At 71.5% G+C, this 17,071-nt stretch carries 16 protein-coding genes; 9 read left to right on the top strand and 7 right to left on the bottom strand.

What is annotated here, in order from left to right:
* Nucleotides 1–126: 126 nt before the first annotated feature.
* The 3 genes from J7E22_RS13485 (at nucleotide 127) to J7E22_RS13475 (ending at nucleotide 2,742) form a co-directional block, all read left to right on the top strand.
* Nucleotides 127–1,041: a metallophosphoesterase gene (locus J7E22_RS13485; protein WP_214982325.1), complete on the top strand. Its 915-nt coding sequence runs from the start codon at nucleotides 127–129 to the stop codon at nucleotides 1,039–1,041.
* Between the two features lie 112 nt (nucleotides 1,042–1,153).
* Nucleotides 1,154–1,522: a VOC family protein gene (locus J7E22_RS13480; protein ID WP_214982324.1), complete on the top strand. Its 369-nt coding sequence runs from the start codon at nucleotides 1,154–1,156 to the stop codon at nucleotides 1,520–1,522.
* A 161-nt stretch (nucleotides 1,523–1,683) separates the two neighbouring features.
* Nucleotides 1,684–2,742 carry an NADP-dependent oxidoreductase gene (locus J7E22_RS13475; RefSeq protein ID WP_214982323.1) on the top strand — a complete coding sequence of 353 codons (1,059 nt, stop codon included), beginning with the start codon at nucleotides 1,684–1,686 and terminating at the stop codon, nucleotides 2,740–2,742.
* Nucleotides 2,743–2,775: 33 nt separating this feature from the next.
* Here the strand turns inward: J7E22_RS13475 and J7E22_RS13470 are convergent, their stop codons facing one another.
* The 3 genes from J7E22_RS13470 to J7E22_RS13460 form a co-directional block, all read right to left on the bottom strand.
* Entirely contained in the window at nucleotides 2,776–3,642 is an 867-nt protein-coding gene (locus tag J7E22_RS13470; RefSeq protein ID WP_214982322.1) for a phytanoyl-CoA dioxygenase family protein, read from the bottom strand.
* A gap of 158 nt (nucleotides 3,643–3,800) precedes the next feature.
* A complete protein-coding gene (locus tag J7E22_RS13465; RefSeq protein WP_214982321.1) occupies nucleotides 3,801–5,708 on the bottom strand; it encodes a glycoside hydrolase family 2 TIM barrel-domain containing protein in 1,908 nt (635 codons plus the stop codon).
* A 49-nt stretch (nucleotides 5,709–5,757) separates the two neighbouring features.
* Nucleotides 5,758–6,768 (bottom strand): LacI family DNA-binding transcriptional regulator, encoded by a 1,011-nt coding sequence (locus J7E22_RS13460; RefSeq protein ID WP_214982320.1) that lies wholly within the window; start codon nucleotides 6,766–6,768, stop codon nucleotides 5,758–5,760.
* 166 nt (nucleotides 6,769–6,934) lie between these two features.
* Between J7E22_RS13460 and J7E22_RS13455 the strand changes: the two genes are divergently transcribed.
* Genes J7E22_RS13455 through J7E22_RS13440 form a run of 4 tightly spaced genes read left to right on the top strand, consistent with a single transcriptional unit; the run spans nucleotide 6,935 to nucleotide 11,181 of the window.
* Complete coding sequence (locus J7E22_RS13455) at nucleotides 6,935–8,245, top strand: ABC transporter substrate-binding protein (RefSeq protein ID WP_214982319.1); 1,311 nt, start codon at nucleotides 6,935–6,937, stop codon at nucleotides 8,243–8,245.
* A complete protein-coding gene (locus J7E22_RS13450; protein ID WP_214982318.1) occupies nucleotides 8,238–9,173 on the top strand; it encodes a carbohydrate ABC transporter permease in 936 nt (311 codons plus the stop codon). The genes J7E22_RS13455 and J7E22_RS13450 overlap by 8 nt, the downstream gene beginning before the upstream one ends.
* Nucleotides 9,170–10,090: a carbohydrate ABC transporter permease gene (locus J7E22_RS13445; RefSeq protein WP_214982317.1), complete on the top strand. Its 921-nt coding sequence runs from the start codon at nucleotides 9,170–9,172 to the stop codon at nucleotides 10,088–10,090. Before J7E22_RS13450 ends, J7E22_RS13445 begins: the two co-directional genes overlap by 4 nt.
* On the top strand, nucleotides 10,087–11,181 hold the full coding sequence (locus J7E22_RS13440; protein WP_214982316.1) for a family 43 glycosylhydrolase: 1,095 nt from the start codon (nucleotides 10,087–10,089) through the stop codon (nucleotides 11,179–11,181). The genes J7E22_RS13445 and J7E22_RS13440 overlap by 4 nt, the downstream gene beginning before the upstream one ends.
* A gap of 18 nt (nucleotides 11,182–11,199) precedes the next feature.
* On the opposite strand, the gene J7E22_RS13435 is transcribed toward J7E22_RS13440, so the two are convergent.
* Genes J7E22_RS13435 through J7E22_RS13425 form a run of 3 tightly spaced genes read right to left on the bottom strand, consistent with a single transcriptional unit; the run spans nucleotide 11,200 to nucleotide 14,202 of the window.
* Nucleotides 11,200–12,138: an ABC transporter permease gene (locus tag J7E22_RS13435; RefSeq protein WP_285439910.1), complete on the bottom strand. Its 939-nt coding sequence runs from the start codon at nucleotides 12,136–12,138 to the stop codon at nucleotides 11,200–11,202.
* Nucleotides 12,125–13,114 (bottom strand): ATP-binding cassette domain-containing protein, encoded by a 990-nt coding sequence (locus J7E22_RS13430; protein ID WP_308159257.1) that lies wholly within the window; start codon nucleotides 13,112–13,114, stop codon nucleotides 12,125–12,127. The genes J7E22_RS13435 and J7E22_RS13430 overlap by 14 nt, the downstream gene beginning before the upstream one ends.
* A complete protein-coding gene (locus J7E22_RS13425) occupies nucleotides 13,111–14,202 on the bottom strand; it encodes an outer membrane lipoprotein carrier protein LolA (RefSeq protein ID WP_214982315.1) in 1,092 nt (363 codons plus the stop codon). Before J7E22_RS13425 ends, J7E22_RS13430 begins: the two co-directional genes overlap by 4 nt.
* A 135-nt stretch (nucleotides 14,203–14,337) precedes the next feature.
* Here J7E22_RS13425 and J7E22_RS13420 point away from each other — a divergent pair, with 135 nt between their 5' ends.
* Complete coding sequence (locus tag J7E22_RS13420) at nucleotides 14,338–15,321, top strand: sugar-binding transcriptional regulator (protein ID WP_214982314.1); 984 nt, start codon at nucleotides 14,338–14,340, stop codon at nucleotides 15,319–15,321.
* Between the two features lie 58 nt (nucleotides 15,322–15,379).
* Here J7E22_RS13420 and J7E22_RS13415 read toward each other — a convergent pair whose 3' ends face one another.
* Nucleotides 15,380–15,904, bottom strand: a complete 525-nt coding sequence (locus J7E22_RS13415) for a DinB family protein (RefSeq protein ID WP_214982313.1) — start codon at nucleotides 15,902–15,904, stop codon at nucleotides 15,380–15,382.
* A 258-nt stretch (nucleotides 15,905–16,162) separates the two neighbouring features.
* Here J7E22_RS13415 and J7E22_RS13410 point away from each other — a divergent pair, with 258 nt between their 5' ends.
* A complete protein-coding gene (locus tag J7E22_RS13410) occupies nucleotides 16,163–16,819 on the top strand; it encodes a histidine phosphatase family protein (RefSeq protein ID WP_214982312.1) in 657 nt (218 codons plus the stop codon).
* Nucleotides 16,820–17,071: the final 252 nt, after the last annotated feature.

Here is a 17,071-nt window from a genome sequence, read left to right as displayed (position 1 = left end):
CGTCGCGCCTCCCGTCCGCAGTCGGTGACGCCGGTCGGACGGGAGGCCCGCCTGTGACGGGCTGACGAGCTGACGGGCTGACGAGCGGTCGGGCAGGTCGCCGGGGTGCGCGGCTAGCGTGGGTGCATGCAGCCGCCCGCACCGGACACCCTCCGCATCCTCCACCTGTCCGACACGCACCTGACCGGGGACGGCGCCCTGCACCAGGGGTCGGTGGACACGACCCGTGCGCTCGAGTCGGTGCTCGACCACGTCGACGCCCTGCCCGGCATCGGGCTCGTCGTCGTCTCGGGGGACGTCTCCGAGGACGGCAGTGCGGACTCCTACCGTGTCGTGCTCGAGCGTGTCGGCGACTTCGCTCGACGGCACGGAGCGGCGTTCGTCGCGGTGCCGGGCAACCACGACCAGCGCGAGGGGTTCCGGCAGGTGCTGGCGAACGGACACGTCCTGGGTGCGGGGGCGCAGGCGGTCGTGCACACCATGGAGCACGTGCCGCTGACGGTGCCCGTGTCCGGACGGTCGATCGTCGCCGGGCGCCGGATCGTCACCGTGGACACGAGCGTGCCGGGAGCCGGGTACGGCGAGGTCAGCGACCTCGCACTCGAGCGACTGCGCGCGGCGCTCGCCGACGAGTCGACGCCGTTCGGCAGCGTGGTCGTCCTGCACCACCCGCCGCTGCCGGCGCCCACGGAGCTGCACGACGCGCTCCGGTTGCAGAACCCGGAGGCCCTGGCGGAGGTCCTCCGCGGGTCGGACGTCCGGGTCGTCCTCGCCGGTCACTACCATCACCACTTCGCCGGGGCGCTGGCCGGCGTCCCGGTCCTGGTCGCTCCCGGGGTCGCGAACGACACCGACGTCGCCGGGCCGTACGAGGAGGAATCGGCGTTCGTCCAGTCCGGGGCCCTCGTCGTCGACCTGGCGGCGGACGGCTCGGTCTGGTCGACGCCGGTCCGCGTGCCGGTGGTCGGGGTCGACCGCCGGGCGTTCCACCACGATGCGGACACCGTGCGGCGGATCATCGAGGCTGCCGGGCGGCGGTGAGGCGAGCGCCGGGGCGGCTCGTGGCTGCAGCGGCCCTGTCGCGCGTCAAGTGTCAGAGTGTTGACATAGACTGCTCGTTGTCAACTTCCTGACAACGAAACGGAGCATCACCATGGCGGTCACCGGCCCCGACTTCATCTCCCTCCAGACGCGCGACCTCGAACGCTCTGCCGCGTTCTACCAGCAGTACCTCGGGCTGGTCCGATCCCCGGCCGGCCCACCGCACGCCGTGGTGTTCCAGACCGAGCCGATCGCCTTCGCCCTCCGCGACCTCGTCGCCGGCGTCGACCTCGAGGCCGTCCCGCAGCCCGGGGTCGGCGTGGCCGTGTGGCTCCACGCGACCGACGTGCAGGCCATCCACGACGCACTCGTCGCCGACGGCCAGACCATCGTCAGCGCGCCGATCGACGGACCCTTCGGGCGGACCTTCACCTTCGCTGACCCGGACGGGTACCAGATCACGCTCCACGACCGAGCCTGAACGCGGCGGGCGCGCCTGCATCGGCCGCGCGGCCGCCCGCGCCGTTCGCCCGGCGATCGGGTGACGGCGCGGGCCACGGCGTCGAGAAGTACCCCGGGCTCGCGGACAGCGCTCGGAACCTGCGAGTAAGCCGGACGCGTACGGCCCGTGAGGAGGACCCCATGCGCATCGGGAACGCAGTGCAGTACGACCACTACGGCAGCTTCGACGTCGTCGAACTCGTGCCCCAGGAACGCCCCCAGGCCGGCCCCGGCGACGTCGTCGTCGAGATCGTGGCCGCCGGACTCAACCACATCGAGCGGTTCCTCCGCGAGGGGAAGCTCCGCGACCACGTCGAGCTCGAGTTCCCGGCCCACCAGGGCGTGGACTTCGCCGGCATCGTCCGGGCCCGGGGCGACGGGGTCCGTGACCTCAAGGTCGGGGACGAGGTCATGGGCCACGCACCGGAGGGCGGCTCCCACGCGACGTGGATCCGTGTTCCCCGTGGAGCCGTCGTCAAGAAGCCGGAACACGTCGGGTGGGAGGTCGCCGGGGGTCTGTACCTGGCGGGCTGCACCGCGGTGTCCGTCGTCCGGTCCCTCCGGCTCGGCCCCGACGACACCGTCGTGATCAGCGCGGCCGCGGGTGGCGTCGGGCACATCGAGTGCCAGCTCGCCCACGACGCCGGCGCGACGGTGATCGCGCTCGGCAGCCCCCGGAACCACGACTACCTGCGGCAGATCGGCACCCTGCCCGTCGCCTACGGGGACGGCGAGGAGGACCGGATCCGGTCGATCGCGAAGGGTCGCCCGATCACCGCCTTCATCGACAACCACGGGGCCGGTGACGCGCGCGGGCTCGCGTCACGGCTCGGCGTCGCCGACGACCGCTTCGTGTCGTCCGAGGAGCGTCGGGACATCGAGATCCGGTTCCTCCGCGCGCCGGCCGAGGACGAGGAAGCCCGGGCGCTGCTGACCATGCTCGGGAAGGCGGTGCAGGAGCACCGGGTCCAGATCCTCATCTCGGGCTTCTACCCGTTCGAGTACATCGTCGAGGCGTACGAGGACCTCGCCCAGATGCGGTCCCGCGGCAAGGTGGTCATCGGCATGCAGACGGTCGAGACCGGGGCGCGGCTCGACTGGTACCGCTCCGAGAAGGCACGGGACCTGCGCGACCGGTACGCCGACGAGCAGGCGGCGGGCACGCTCGCGAGCGGCTCGCCGGCCTCCCAGCCCGACTGATCGCACCAGCGGCGCCCCGGCGTCGCTCGTCGGTCAGGCGTCGCCCATCATCAGGCCCTCGATGTCGTGCTTCTGCTCGATCTGCTGCAGTTCCGGGACGATCGGGCACGACAGGTGTGCCCGCACCCGTTCGGGCAGTGCATCGTAGAACGCGCGGGTGACCGCCATGTCGTGGTGGTCGGCGTTCCCGGCACCCGGAGCGTCGATCCCGAGCACGAGGACCGGCCGGGGCTCGGACGACGTGTTCTTGGTGCCGTGGTGGATGGTCAGTGCGGAGCGGGCCGAGATGTCGCCCATCTCGGGGTACTTCCGGACCGCGCGCTCCTCGTACCGGGGCCACAGGTCCTTCGCGGGGAACATCTCGTGGTCGAAGGCGTCCGACTGGTCGAACTGCGTGCCCGGCGCGATCTCGAACGGTCCCATGGCATCGACGGTGTCGACCGCCGTGAGGTTGAACGCGAGTGACGTGAGTCGACCCGTGCGCTTGGTCTCGTCCGGCATCCGGAAGTCGCGGTGCCACGGCTGGTCGAGCGCGCCGGGGAACGGGATGTCGAAGCCGAGCTCCACGATCTGGTAGTCCGGCCCGAGCACGGCTTCGCTCACCCCGCGCACCCACGGGTGGTCCACCAGGTCGACGAACCCGCGGAGCTGCTCCGGGTGGATCTCGACGTAGAAGCGCCGGCGGCCGCGACCGACCGCGCCCCTGGGGTACCGGAGGGCCTGGTGGAAGGCCTTGTAGACGTCCTCCGCCATGTCGACGGTCCACTCGCGCGAGAACGCGCCCTTCTTCGCGATGGTCCCGTCACCGTAGATGCCCTCGATCCAGCGCACGGCCTCCTCGGAGGCTCCTGCCGGGATCGGGAACTCGTGGGGCCGGTTCTCTGTGACAAGCGAGGTCATCATCGTCCTGTTCTGCTCGGTACGGTCGACGCCGGTGCTCCGGCGAGGAGTGCTCTGTGACGGCCACGGCCACGCGGCCGCTGTGGTGACGGGACCGATCCGCGGTCCCGCGGGGTTGCCGTCATCCCCGTCGTACGCCCCGCGCGGGCGTCAGGCGCTCACGAACCGCGGGGCTCGGACCCGGTGACGGCTCGTCGGATCGCCTCGATCGGCATCTTCGGTTCGCGGTCCTCGGTGAGCAGGCCGTTGGTCTCCTGCAGCGTGTCGGTGAACTGCGTGTAGCAGCTGCCGGCGAGGAACTGACTCGCTCGGATCGCGTCGTAGAGCGCGGTGATCCGCTCGAGCCAGTCCGCGCCGTCGCGTGCGGCGCTGTAGCCCCAGGCGTCCACGCGTTCGACACCGGGCTGGTGGTTCACGCCGCCGAACTCGGTGAGCATCACGGGCTGCCCGCGGTCGACGGCGCCGCCGACGAGCATCCGCCGTCCGGACGGCCCGAACCCCGAGAGCAGGCGGGAGCGCGCGTCGTCGTCGGCGTACGTTTCGGCGAGCACCTCCCCGGAAGCCTCGTAGTCGTGCACCGACAGGATGTCCGAGTTCTGGTGCTCCCAGCCGTCGTTGGAGATCACGGGGCGCGTCGGGTCGAGCGCACGGGTCACGTCGGCGAGGGCCCTGGCGTAGGCCTGCTGCGCGGGGTCGGCGGCGATGTGCTGGACGCCCCAGCTCTCGTTCGCCGGGACCCACGTCACGATCGACGGGTGCGAGGCGTCACGCTCGACGGCGTCCATCCACTCCCGCACGAGGCGCTGGACCGCGAGCGGCTCGAACGCGTAGGCGCCGGGCGCCTCGCCCCACACGAGCAGGCCGAGGCGGTCGGCCCAGAACAGGAACCGCGGGTCCTCGATCTTCTGGTGCAGCCGGGTCGCCGTGAACCCGAGCTCCTTGATCAGCTCGACCTCGCGGCGGAGCGCCGCGCGCGACGGAGCGGCGAGGTGGGACTCCGGCCAGTAGCCCTGGTTCAGGACGCTGCGGACGTCGTACGGGCGGTCGTTCAGGAGGAACGCCCCACCATCCGTCCCGACCGACCGGATCCCGAGGTACGAGCTCACCGCGTCGATCGGTGCGCCCGAGGCGTCCAGGAGCGTGACGACCGCATCGATGAGGCGCGGCGTCTCCGGGGACCAGACGAGTTCCTCGTACGCCTGACCGTTGCGCTGACGGGCGATCGGGACAGTGGCCCGGACCGTGTTCGCGTCGGGGTGGACGTCGACGACGACGGTGCCGAGCGCTTCGTCGTCGTACCGCAGCGCAGCGCGGACCCGTGCACCCTCCGGCACGCGCCCCCTGAGCCGGACGTCGAGTTCCGCGGTCGCCGTGCGGATGTCGGCGGTCCACCGGAGCGCGGCGATGCTCGTCGCGGGGACGGCCTCGAGCCACACCGTCTGCCAGATGCCGGTGGTGCGGTGGTACCAGATGACGTGCGGCTGCTCGTGCCAGTCCTGCTTGCCGCGCGGCAGGGTCGCGTCGTGCGGGTCGTCCTCGGCGCGCACGACGAGCGTGTGTGCTCCGTCCGAGGAGCGTGTGAGCGCCCGCGTGGCGTCGAGGGTGAAGGGGGTGTGCCCGCCCTCGTGGGTGCCGAGGAACTCCCCGTTCAACCAGACGTCGGCGCGGTGGTCGACCGCACCGAAGTGCACCAGGACGCGTGGTGCGTCGTCACTCCGGCCGGCCGCCGCCAGGTCGTCCTCGGTGATGGAACGCGCGTACCAGACGACGGGGTGGTAGCCGGATGCGGCCACGCCCGAGGCGCTCGACTCCGGCGGGAAGGGGACGACGATCTCGTGCGTCGGGGTGAAGCCGTCGGACCACCCGGCATCGCGTCCGGCGTCGTCGTCGTCGTGGCGGAACGACCACGTGCCGTCGAGGTCGGCCCAGGCAGCACGCACGAGCTGCGGGCGGGGGTACTCGCCGTCCTGGTGACTGGCCGTCGGGAGCGCGGCACCGTCATGTCCGGGGCTGTCGGCAGATGGGGTCTCGGAGGGTGCGGCTCCGTCACCGCGCGGCGTGTTCATGCCGCCAGTGTGTCAGAGCATTCCAGCGCTGTAAAACTGGTGTCCGGGCTCAGCTCGTCGGTGCGCTCTCGCGGACCACGAGCGAGAAGTCCACGAGTTCGTGCCGGCCCAGGCCGTCGAACCCGCCGATGCGCTCGGCCAGCAGGTCGAGCGCCCGGGCCGCCAGCTGGCGCGTGTCGACGCGGAGGCTCGTCAGGCTCGGCAGCGTGAACGCGGCCATGTCGATGTCGTCCCAGCCCGTGACCGCGACCTGGTCGGGCACGCTGATCCCGTGGTCGGCGAGCGCCCGCAGGGCGCCGACCGCGGCCTGGTCGTCACGACAGACCAGGCCGTCGATCTGCAGGCCCGCGTCGAGCGCGGCGCGGAGCGCGTTCGCCGCGTGCAGGGGGCTGACCGACTCCGATGAAATCAGGAGCGACATGTCGAGTGCGAGACCCGATGCCTCCAGTCCCGCCTGGTAGCCGAGCAGGCGGATGTCGGACGTGCTCGACCGTTCCCGCTCCTCGTGCCCCAGGAAGCCGATCCGGCGGCGCCCGAGCGCCGCGAGGTGCTGCGTCACGAGGGTCGCTCCGGCCACGTTGTCGGCCATCACGCGGTCGACGCTCAGGGGCGCCGGGCCCTCGCCGAGCAGGACCATCGGCACGTCGAGCCGGTGCATCGCGATCTCCGTGCCCGAGAGCCGTGCCGGCTGGAACAGGACGCCGTCGACGATGCCCGCCTCGGCCGCGGAGGCGATGGCTCGTTCCCCCTCGACCGTCCCGCCGGTCTCCTCGATGAGCAGGCGGTAGCCCCGCTCCGCCGCGACGTCGGACACCACGTGCGCGAGCTCGGCGAAGTACGGGACCCGCAGGTCGGGGAAGGCCAGCGCGATCATGCCGGTCCGCCCCGTCGCCAGGCTGCGGCCGCGCAGGTTCGGACGGTACCCGAGGTCCTTGATGACCCGTTCGACGCGTTCGCGGGTCTCGGGCCGCACGATCGGACGGTTGCGGACGACGTTCGAGACGGTCTTCATCGAGACCCCGGCCACCTCTGCCACGTCCTGTAGCCGGACCTTCGCCATCTGCGTCTCCATTCGCCGTCGTCCCGCACGAAACGGACGCCGCAGAGCCTAGCGTTTGACTTTCGCGATTCCAGCGCTGTAACTTTCGGCAGTCGGTCCCATCGACGCTGGTGTGTCCGCCTCGGACCCGGCTCGTCGTGGGCGTCACTCAAAGGAGAGCAACTCAATGCGGAAACACCTCGCGAAGCGCGTCGTCGCGGCAGCGCTCACGGTCGGACTCGGCGTCGCCCTCACCGCCTGCAGCTCGGGCGGCGGCGGCACCACGGCCTCCGTGTCCGGAGGGGCCTACAAGGGCCCGAAGGTCACGGTGACGTTCTGGAACGGCTGGACCGGCGGCGCAGCCCCGGTGCTCGTGCCCAAGCTCGTCTCGCAGTTCAACGCCAGTCACAAGAACATCCAGGTCAAGGACGTCCCGATGCAGTGGGGCGACATCTCGTCGAAGCTCCCGCTCGCCGTCAAGGCCGGCAAGGGCCCGGACGTCGCCGTCGGGCACGGTGACGACATCGCCACCTACGCCGCGCAGGGCCTGCTGCTGAAGTCGGACAAGATCGTGAAGTCCCTCGGCTACACCGCGTCGGACTTCCCGAAGGGCCTGTTCGCCGGCAACCAGTACAAGGGCGACCAGTACGGCATCCCGTGGAGCGTCACGCCGCTCGGGCTCTACGTCAACAAGGACGTCACCACGAAGGCGGGCATCACCGACCCGACCACGACCGACGGCGCGAAGTACATCGCCAACCTGGACGCGCTGAAGGCGAAGGGTGTCCAGGGGGAGTGGGTCGACGGCTACGTGTTCACCGGCACGTTCGAGTTCGAGTCGCTCCTGTACCAGTACGGCGGCGACCTGTTCAACGGTGACGTCTCGAAGGCGACCTTCGACTCGCCCGCCGGCGTGAAGGCGCTCACCTACATGACGGACGCGATCAAGAAGGGCTACAGCCCGAAGAACGTCGCGCAGGACGGCAACATCAACGCCCTCGTCAAGGGTGACACCGCCTACAACTGGAACGGCGTCTGGCAGACCACGAACGACGCGCTGTCCAAGACGAACTGGGAGGCCACCGAGGTCCCGCAGATCGGGACGCAGAAGGGCGTCTGGGCGAGCTCGACCGACTGGGAGTTCCTCGCCAACAAGGGCCAGGACACGAACAAGACCGCTGCCGCCGCGGTGTTCGTCAAGTGGATGAACGACCACTCGTCCGGCTGGGCCGCGACCGGTGAGCTCCCGGCGAACAACAAGGTCCGCAACGACCCGTCGCTCGTCGCGAAGTACCCGCACCTCAAGCCGTTCCTCGCGGAACTGCCGTACGCCCACTACGAGACGGTCGCGCCCGGCATCACCAACGCCGAGGCCGAGATCACGACCGCGGTGAACAACGCCGTGCTCGGCAAGATGACGCCGAAGCAGGCGCTCGACGCCAGTGCCGCCCAGGCCACCAAGCTGCTCGCGCAGAACAAGGCGACCTACGGTGGCTAGTCTCCCCACCACCCCCGTCGGGCGGGCCGCACGGCCCGCCCGCCGGGGGGCCTCCCGGCGGACCGCGACCGCCTACGTCTTCCTCGCGCCCTTCCTCGTCGTCTTCATCGCGTTCGTGATCGTGCCCGCGGTGATGGGGCTCTGGATCTCGCTGCACCGCTGGAACTCGATGGTCCCGCTGCACCCGTTCGCGGGCCTCCAGAACTACCTCGACCTGTTCACGCCGGGGTCGACCACCTCGGGCGACTTCTGGCAGAGCATGCGCGCGACGGGCATCTTCACGGTGCTGAGCGTGCCCTTCCTGCTGGCGGTCCCCCTGGTGGCTGGCGTCCTGCTCAACCAGAAGCTCCGCGGCACCAACGTGTTCCGCGCGGTCTTCTTCGCGCCGTACGTGCTCGGCGTGGCCGTCATCGGTGTGATCTGGAAGTACCTCCTCGACCCGCAGTCCGGTGTCCTCAACCACCTGCTCGGGCTCGTCGGGCTGCCGAACGACACCCCGTGGACCGTCGACGTGCCGTGGGCCTGGATCTCGCTCGTGGGCGTGACCGTCTGGTGGACCTCCGGGCTGAACACCGTCATCGTCCTCGCGGGCCTCAAGGGCATCAGCGCCGACCTGTACGAAGCGGCGTCGCTCGACGGTGCGGGCCCGTTCCGCAAGTTCTTCAGCGTCACCCTGCCGGGTCTCCGGCCGGTGATGCTCTTCATCTCGACGACCACGATCCTCGCCTCGGCGAACATGTTCGGGCAGTCGTACATCCTGACGAACGGGCACCCCGGGACGCAGACCCGCACGGTGATCATGTACATCGCCGACCAGGGGCTCGCCCAGGGGAACATGGGCGCGGCCAGCGCGATGAGCTACGTCCTGTTCGCCGTGCTCGCGATCATCAGCATCGTGAACTTCCGACTGCAGAGGGAGAAGGCATGACCGCCGTCACCAGTGAGCCGACCGCCGCCGCCGAGCCGAACGGACGGCGGGTCGAGCGAGCTCCACGGCCGACGAACCGGCGCGGTCGGCCTGGACGACCGAACGGTGCCCGGACCGCGCTGTACACGGTGCTCGTCGTGCTGTCGCTGCTCATCGTGCTGCCGCTGCTCTGGATCTTCCTGACGTCGTTCAAGAGCGACTTCGACGCGATCAAGAACGCCGCGCAGCCGTTCCCGAGTCCGTGGACCCTGGACGCGTACCGCACGCTGTCGAACGGGCAGCAGCCGATCTTCCGCTGGTTCCTCAACAGCCTCGCGGCCGGGGCGCTGCAGACGGTGCTCATCCTCGTGACCGCGTCGATGGGGGCCTACGCGCTCGCCCGACTCGACTTCGTCGGCAAGCGCCTGGTGTTCGGCGCCATCATCGCCACGCTGCTGGTGCCCCCGGTCATCTTCCTGATCCCGAACTACCTGATCGTGCAGCAGCTCGGCTGGCTCGACACCATCTGGGCGATCACCGTCCCCGGGGCGGCCGGTGCGTTCGGCATCTTCTTCCTCCGGCAGTTCTTCTCCGGGCTCCCGGTCGAGCTCGAGGAAGCCGCGCGTCTCGACGGTGCGGGCGACTGGCGGATCTTCCTGCAGCTGGTCCTCCCGCTGTCGCGGCCGGCGCTGGCGACGCTCGCGGTCCTGTCGTTCCTGAACAACTGGAACGACTTCCTGTGGCCGGTGTACGTGCTCCTCAGCCCGGAGCACCTGACCCTGCAGCCGGGACTCAACGTCCTGTCCGGCGCCTACTCGACCCACTTCGGCATCGTGATGGCCGGTGCGGTCATCGCGAGCATCCCGGTCCTGGTGCTCTTCACGGTGGCACAGCGGCAGATCGTCGACTCCGTGGCGAGCGCCGGTGTGAAGGGATGACCGTCCGGCGACCCCGGCTGGCCCGGCGACCCCGGCTGCTCATCGCGGCGGCGGCCGTCGCGGTCGCCGCCGGGATCGCCGTCCCCGTCGAGTTGCACGCCGCTGCGGCGCGGGATGCCGCCGCCTGCACGCTCGACAACCCGATCGGCGTCGGTGCCGATCCCTCCGTCGTCCGACACGACGGTCACTACTACCTGGCGCAGTCCGACGGCCAGCGGTCGATCACGATCACGCGGTCGCGCACCATCGCCGGCCTCGGGACCGCCACCCCGACCGTCATCTGGACGGCGCCCGCGGGCACCGACCACAGCGCGGAGACCTGGGCGCCGGAGATCGAGTACCTGCGCGGCCGGTGGGTGGTCTACTTCGCGGCCGCGACCGACCGCGGTGGCGACCCGGCGACGAACGCGACGCACCGTGTGTTCGCCCTGACCGCGGACACCGCCGACGCGACGGGGCACTGGTCGTTCGCCGGAGGCATCGTCGGCGACGCGACCCACTGGGCGATCGACCCCAGCGTGTTCCGGTACCGCGGGTCCTGGTGGATGACGTGGTCCGGCACCCCGGCCGGCAACGGGGGAGACGCCCCGCAGCAGATCACGATCGCGCGCATGACCGACCCGCTCCACGTCGACGCGAGCACGACGACGACGATCGGCCGCCCGACCCGCGCGTGGGAGCACGCGGTGCAGGCGATCGAGGAGGGCCCGGAGCCGTGGGTCGGCCCGGACGGCACCCTCACGATCGTCTACAACGCGGATGCGTCCTGGACGTCCCACTACGCGCTGGGCGAACTCGTCCACGACGGCAGCGCGAACCTCACCGACCCGTCGTCGTGGGGGAAGCGCGGACCGGTACTGACCTCCGGCGGCCACGTGACCGGTCCGGGTGGGGAGTCGGCGCCGGTGCGCGGCCCGGGCGGAGTGCTGTGGAACATCTACCACGCGAAGACCGGGACCCAGGACGGTTGGGACGACCGCGCGCTGTTCGCTGCGCCGGTGCACTGGCGCCCTGACGGCACCCCGGACTTCGGGGGGACCGCTGCCGGGACGACGTCGTTCGACGAGCAGACCGGCCGCGCGTGCCGTTGACCATCGGTCGGCCGGTGCCTAGCTGAGGATGTCCTTCGTCGCGAACCGGCTGTACGCGAGTGCTCCGAACACGACGACGTAGCCGAGCTGCAGCAGCGCGTTGGACCCGAACGAGTCGAACGAGATCGGATCGCGCAGCAGGTCGCCGAACCCCAGCCACTGGTCGGAGAACAGGAACGGGTGCAGCCAGTCCAGCTGCGGGAGTTGGTCGAGGACCTGGGACGCGCCCGCGAGCACCACCGTCGCGGCCATCGCCCCCACCGGGACGGTCGTCAGGGTCGACGCGAAGAGCCCGATCGCGGACAACCCCAGCATCGACAGGGTCACGTACAGCGCGAGCAGCAGGGCCCGCCCCGCGTACGACCAGCCGTCGACCTGCGTGCCCGAGAGCAGCGTGACGGGTCCGATCGGGAAGAGCACCGCGCCGATCGCCGCTCCGACGAGCACGACGAGCACGGTGGCGGCGAGACAGAACGCGATCACCCCGACGTACTTGACGAGGATGAACCGCAACCGGCCGGTCGGCGCGACCAGCAGGTACCGGATCGTGCCGTGGCTGGCCTCGCCCGCGACGGTGTCACCGGCCACGACCCCGACGGTCAGGGGGAGGAACAGGGGGATCGACACCGTCAGCGCGGTGAAGGAGACGAAGAGCCCGTTGTTCGTGATGTCGCCGAGGAACGCCGGACCGCCGGAGTCCCGGCCCGTCGTCAGCCGGACCGCGATCGCGATCAGGATCGGCACGAGTGCGAGCGCGCCGAGCATCGCCCAGGTCCGCCGTCGACGGAAGACGAGTGCGAGCTCGGAGCCCAGGAGCGCGAAGGTCCGGGGCCGGCGGCCAGATGGGGACACAGCGGTCGCCGTCCCGACACGGTCCTCCCGGTCGCCTCCGCCGACGACGGCCGCGTCAGTGTCGGTCCTGGTCCCGGGGGCCGTGTGCTGGTCAGGCTGCGACATCGAATCCCTCTCCGGTGAGCGCGACGAACAGGTCCTCGAGCGTGCCACCGCCCACGGTCAGTCCGCGCACCCGGACGTCCGCGCGCACGAGTTCTGTCGTGATGCTCTCGGGCAGGACCTCGTTCGGCAGGTCGGCGACGAGGACGTCCGCACCGCCCTCGTGCCGTGGCACCAGGCCCAGGCGGGTCAGGACCGATCCGGCCTGGCCGAGGTCGGGCGTGCGGACCGTCACGGTCCGGGCGCCGGTCGAGCGGAGGTCGTCGAGCGATCCCTGCGCGACGATCCGGCCGGTGCGCATCACGGCGGCGTGCGTGCACACCTGTTCGATCTCGGCGAGCAGGTGGCTCGACACGAACACCGTGGTGCCGTCGTCGGCGAGGGAGCGGATGAGGTTCCGGACCTCGCGCGTTCCCTGGGGGTCGAGGCCGTTCGTCGGCTCGTCGAGCACGAGCAGGTCGCGGGGTGCGAGCAGTGCGTTCGCGAGCCCGAGCCGCTGCTTCATGCCGAGCGAGTACGCGTGCGCCTTCTTGTCCGCTGCGTGCGTGAGCCCCACCCGGTCGAGGGCGGCCGCCACACGGTCCTTCCGGGTCGCCGGGTCCGTGGTCGGATCAGCGGCGTCGAACCGGTGCAGGTTGGCGCGCCCGGACAGGTAGGGGTAGAACGCCGGTCCCTCGACCAGGGCGCCGACGCGGGGCAGGACCTCGTGCAGGGCCGTGGGCATCGGTCGGCCCAGGACGTCGATCGTGCCGCTGGTGGCGCTCGAGAGCCCGAGCAGCATCCGGATGGTGGTGGTCTTGCCGGAGCCGTTCGGACCGAGGAACCCGAACACGGCTCCACGCGGGACGGCCAGGTCGATGCCGTCGACCGCACGCTGCTTCCGGAAGACCTTGGCGAGCCCGGTCGTCCGGATCGCCAGCTCGACCCCGGCGCCGGCAGGTGTCACTGCCGCCGATCCGGCCTGGTCGGTCTGGCTCACTTCGCGGCGGCGACCAGGGCGGACACCGGAACGGCACCGGCCAGCACGCGACCGTCGTCGGTCAGGTAGACGGAAACGAGCGAGGTCTGCACCGCACGCCCGCCGGCGACCGCGGTGGTCAGCTGGTCGAGGAGGCCGGAGCCGTCCTTCCCGAGCTTGGAGCTGTCGACGGTCCCGGCGGGGAGCTCCGCGATGGTGTCCCACCCGGTGCCGTGGACCGTCGGGTCGACGCCCTGGCCCGGACGGACCGCGTCGCCGTGTCGTGCGCCGTGTGCGTGGTCACGAGCGGCCGCGTCGGAGAGGTCCTTCGTGGTCACCTTCGCGCCGCTCGGCGGGGTGAAGTCGAAGAGCCGCGCCGCCGGTGCGCCGTAGTCCAGGCTGCTGAACCCGACCGAGAACGCCGGGTCCTGCTGGCCCTTGGCGGTGATCGTCGCGCGGAGCGGCAGGCCGGTCTGCTGGTCGACCGCGATCCGGACCGAGCCGACGAGGGTGTCCGACGACTTCGGGGTCAGGGTGATCTGCCAGGCGTCGTGCCCCGCGACCTGCACCTCGGACGGCGTGGACACCTGCGTGCTCGGCGTGATGGCCGCGATTGCGCGGTCGGCGAGCTGCGCCGGGGTCGCCGTGCCGGCGGCGTCGGTGCCGGAGCCCGCGGTGTCCTTCGGCAGGGTCACGTGGGTCGCGGCGCGCTTCTTGGAGTCCCAGGTCCAGACGGTCGTCCCGTTGCGGACGACGTCCTGTTCGGCGAGCTGCTGGGTCAGCTGCACCCGCTGCTTGTCCGGGCCGTCGACGTAGAGCCGGGCGGTGTGCGACGAGGTGAGGAGGCTCAGCGTGTCGGCCGCGCTGCCCTCAGCGGACGAGCCGCCGGAGCCCGACGGGAGTTGCGGGAGGCCGAGCGCGCTGGTCTGCTCGAGCTTGCCGGAGTACTGGGCGTCGGAGGACTTCGCGACGCTCGCGATGACCTGCGCGGCCGTCGGGTGGTTCCCGGCGATCGGGGTGTTCGCGGCGTTCGCCATCATCGGGGCGGCGACGGCTCCGGCGACGACCACGGGTGCGAGGACGGCGGGCAACCAAGCTGACTTCTTCATCGGATCCCCTCGGGAACGAGCGACGGCAGCGATGCGCTGGAGTCGTGAGCACGGTACGTCCGCCAACCGACAGTCCGCTGGGCGTCGGGGCCCGGCGCTACGATCATCGGGCCCCCGCGTCGAAAGGTCCGCACCATGTCCTCCGAGATCCCGACCGGCGCCGGCACCCCTGCGGGCCCCGAGGGCACCCGGACCCGCTTCCCGCTCGACACCGTCTACCAGGCTGCGCGGATGTACTACCTCGAAGACGCCACCCAGGCGGAGATCGCGGACCGCCTGGGCGTCTCCCGGCCGACCGTCAGCCGCCTGGTGTCCGAGGCCCGGAAGGCCGGGCTCGTCCGCATCGAGGTCGTCGACCCGTTCCAGGACGAGACCGTCGCGCTCGCCGAACGCCTGCAGCTGGTGCTCGGCCTGCAGGCGGTGCACCTGGCAGCCGTCACGCACGCCGCGACGCTCGGGGTCGACCTCGCGCTCCCCGTCGCCGCCGCGGTCGAGGGGATGCGCCTCCAGCCCGGGGACGCCGTCCTGGTCTCCTCCGGCAGCACCGTGCACGACATCGCACACACCGCGATGCCGCCGATGCCGGGCGTGCAGCTCGTCCCGACGGTGGGTGGGCAGGCCGACCCGAACCGGTGGTTCCAGACGAACGAGATCACCCGGGCCGCCGCCGAGCGGTCCGGGGCGATCCCGGCGTTCCTCTTCGCGCCGGCGCTGCCGACCGAGGCGCTCCGGACCTCCCTCGACGCGGACCCCGCGTTCCAGCACGTCGTCGGCCTGTGGGGTCGGGCGAAGGGAGCGATCCTCGGCATCGGCGCCCCCGTCGTCACCCGGCATGCGCTGGCCCGGGGACTCCCCGTCGACGACGACGTGTTCGACCGGGCAGCGGGCGACGTCTGCCTCGACTTCTACGCCGCCGACGGCTCCCCGATCGAGTTCCCCGGGAGCGACCGGATGGTCCGGACCTCGCGTGAGGTCCTCGCGGCCGTCCCGCACGCCGTCGGTGTCGCCGTCGGCGAGCACAAGGTGCCGAGCATCCTCGGCGCGGTCCGCGGAGGCCTGGTGAACGAACTCGTGACGGACGCCGCGACGGCGCGCGCACTGCTCGACGCACTCGCCTGATCGACGCGACGCGCGTCGGGTGGTGGGTCGCGCCTCCAGGCCGGGAGGCCCGGATCGCCTACCGCGTGCGCCGCACGTCCCACAGGTGGTGCACCGGGTCGTGCGCGTAGTAGACCGCGAGCGACGCGACCGTGAACGTGCTGCCGTCGGACCGGAGGCCGGTCCGCTCGAGCTGGTCGTCCCGGACCTCGTCGAACGCGCGGGCAGCCCGGTGTGCGGCCTCGCCGAGTTCGCGTGCCACGACGGTCGGGTCCTGCTCGTCGTACCGGTCCTCCACCGCGGTGGCGTCCTGGTCCCAGTTCGCGAAGGTCGGGGCGTCCTCGGCGAGCATCAGCTGGAGCCGCCCGAGCATCCTGCGGTGCACGTCCCGCACGTGGGCGCCGTACTCCAGCGGGGACCACGTGTGGTCGTCCGGGCGCTCGTGCACGTCTGCTCGGGCCAGCTCGGCGGGCCAGGCGGAGGTGTTCGCGTCCATGATGCCGGGCACGTCCCGGATCGACACCGTGCTGCCGTCGTAGCCGCACTCGGGGCACGGGGAGTCGATGACCCAGGTCCAGTTCTTCGTCTCGGGTTCGATCGCCATGAGCGGGAAGCTACCAGCACGCCGGGCTCGCTCGACATGCGTGCGCATGTTCCGACGAGACGCGCGTCGATCGACAGGTCGATCGTCGCTCGATGCGCACGCACCGGATGTGGGTGCATGAGTCGACCGGGCACGCGTCGATCGACAGGTGGATTGCCGGCGCATGCGCGTGCATGAGCGCGACGCACGCGGCGCGGGTGCGTGCCGGATGAGGGTTCCGGGGCGCACGGGGTCGGCGGCGCTCCGTAGGGTGGCGGCATGCGACTGCTGCTGATCCGCCACGGCCAGACCCCCGCGAACGTCCACGGGATCCTCGATGCCGCGGTGCCCGGCCCGGGGCTCACCGAGCTCGGGCAGCGCCAGGCCGACGCCCTCCCCGCAGCCCTGGCCGACCGGGGGATCGAACGGCTCTTCACCTCCACGATGGTCCGAACGCAGGTCACCGCCGCGCCACTGGCCGCTGCGCTCGGGATCGAGCCGGTGGTGCTGCCGGGCCTTCGCGAGATCGAGGCCGGCGACACCCAGGGCAAGAGCGACAAGGTCTCCGTGCAGACGTACATCGCGACGGTGCACGGGTGGTCGCAGGGCGATCGGAGCACCCGGATGCCGGGCGCGGAGAGCGGCGACGAGTTCTTCGCCCGCTACGCGGACGCCGTGCGGCAGATCATCGCCACGGGCGCCGAGGTCGCGGCGGCGGTCAGCCACGGAGCCGCGATCCGGACGTGGGCGAGTGCTGCCGCGCAGAACACGCCGGACGAGTTCGGGACGCGGCGGAACCTGGAGAACACCGGGATCGTCGAACTCGAGGGATCGTTCGACGACGGGTGGCGGCTCGTGGACTGGGCCGGGGAGCCGGTCGGGGGAGACGACCTCGTCGACCGGAGTGCGCAGGACCCGACGGGCGAGCGGTTCTAGCGGGCGCGCGCCGGGCGGGAGGGGCGGTGCCAGCCGGCACCATGCCTCCCGTCCGCTGCGCGACGGCGGCGTTTGCGCGAGACGGCGGCGCCTGTGCCAGACGCCGGCGTCGCTGTGAGACGCCCCCGGACGCACGAGACGCCGCCGGAAGTGGCGGCGTCTCGCGCACTCGGCGGCGTCTCGGCGGGACGGGGGCGTTTGCGCGAAACGCCTCCGGGGACGCGAGACGCCGCCGGAGACCCGAGACACCTC

Source organism: Curtobacterium sp. ISL-83 (assembly GCF_018613895.1).
Lineage (GTDB): Bacteria > Actinomycetota > Actinomycetes > Actinomycetales > Microbacteriaceae > Curtobacterium.
This window is presented reverse-complemented; position numbering and strand designations above follow the sequence as displayed.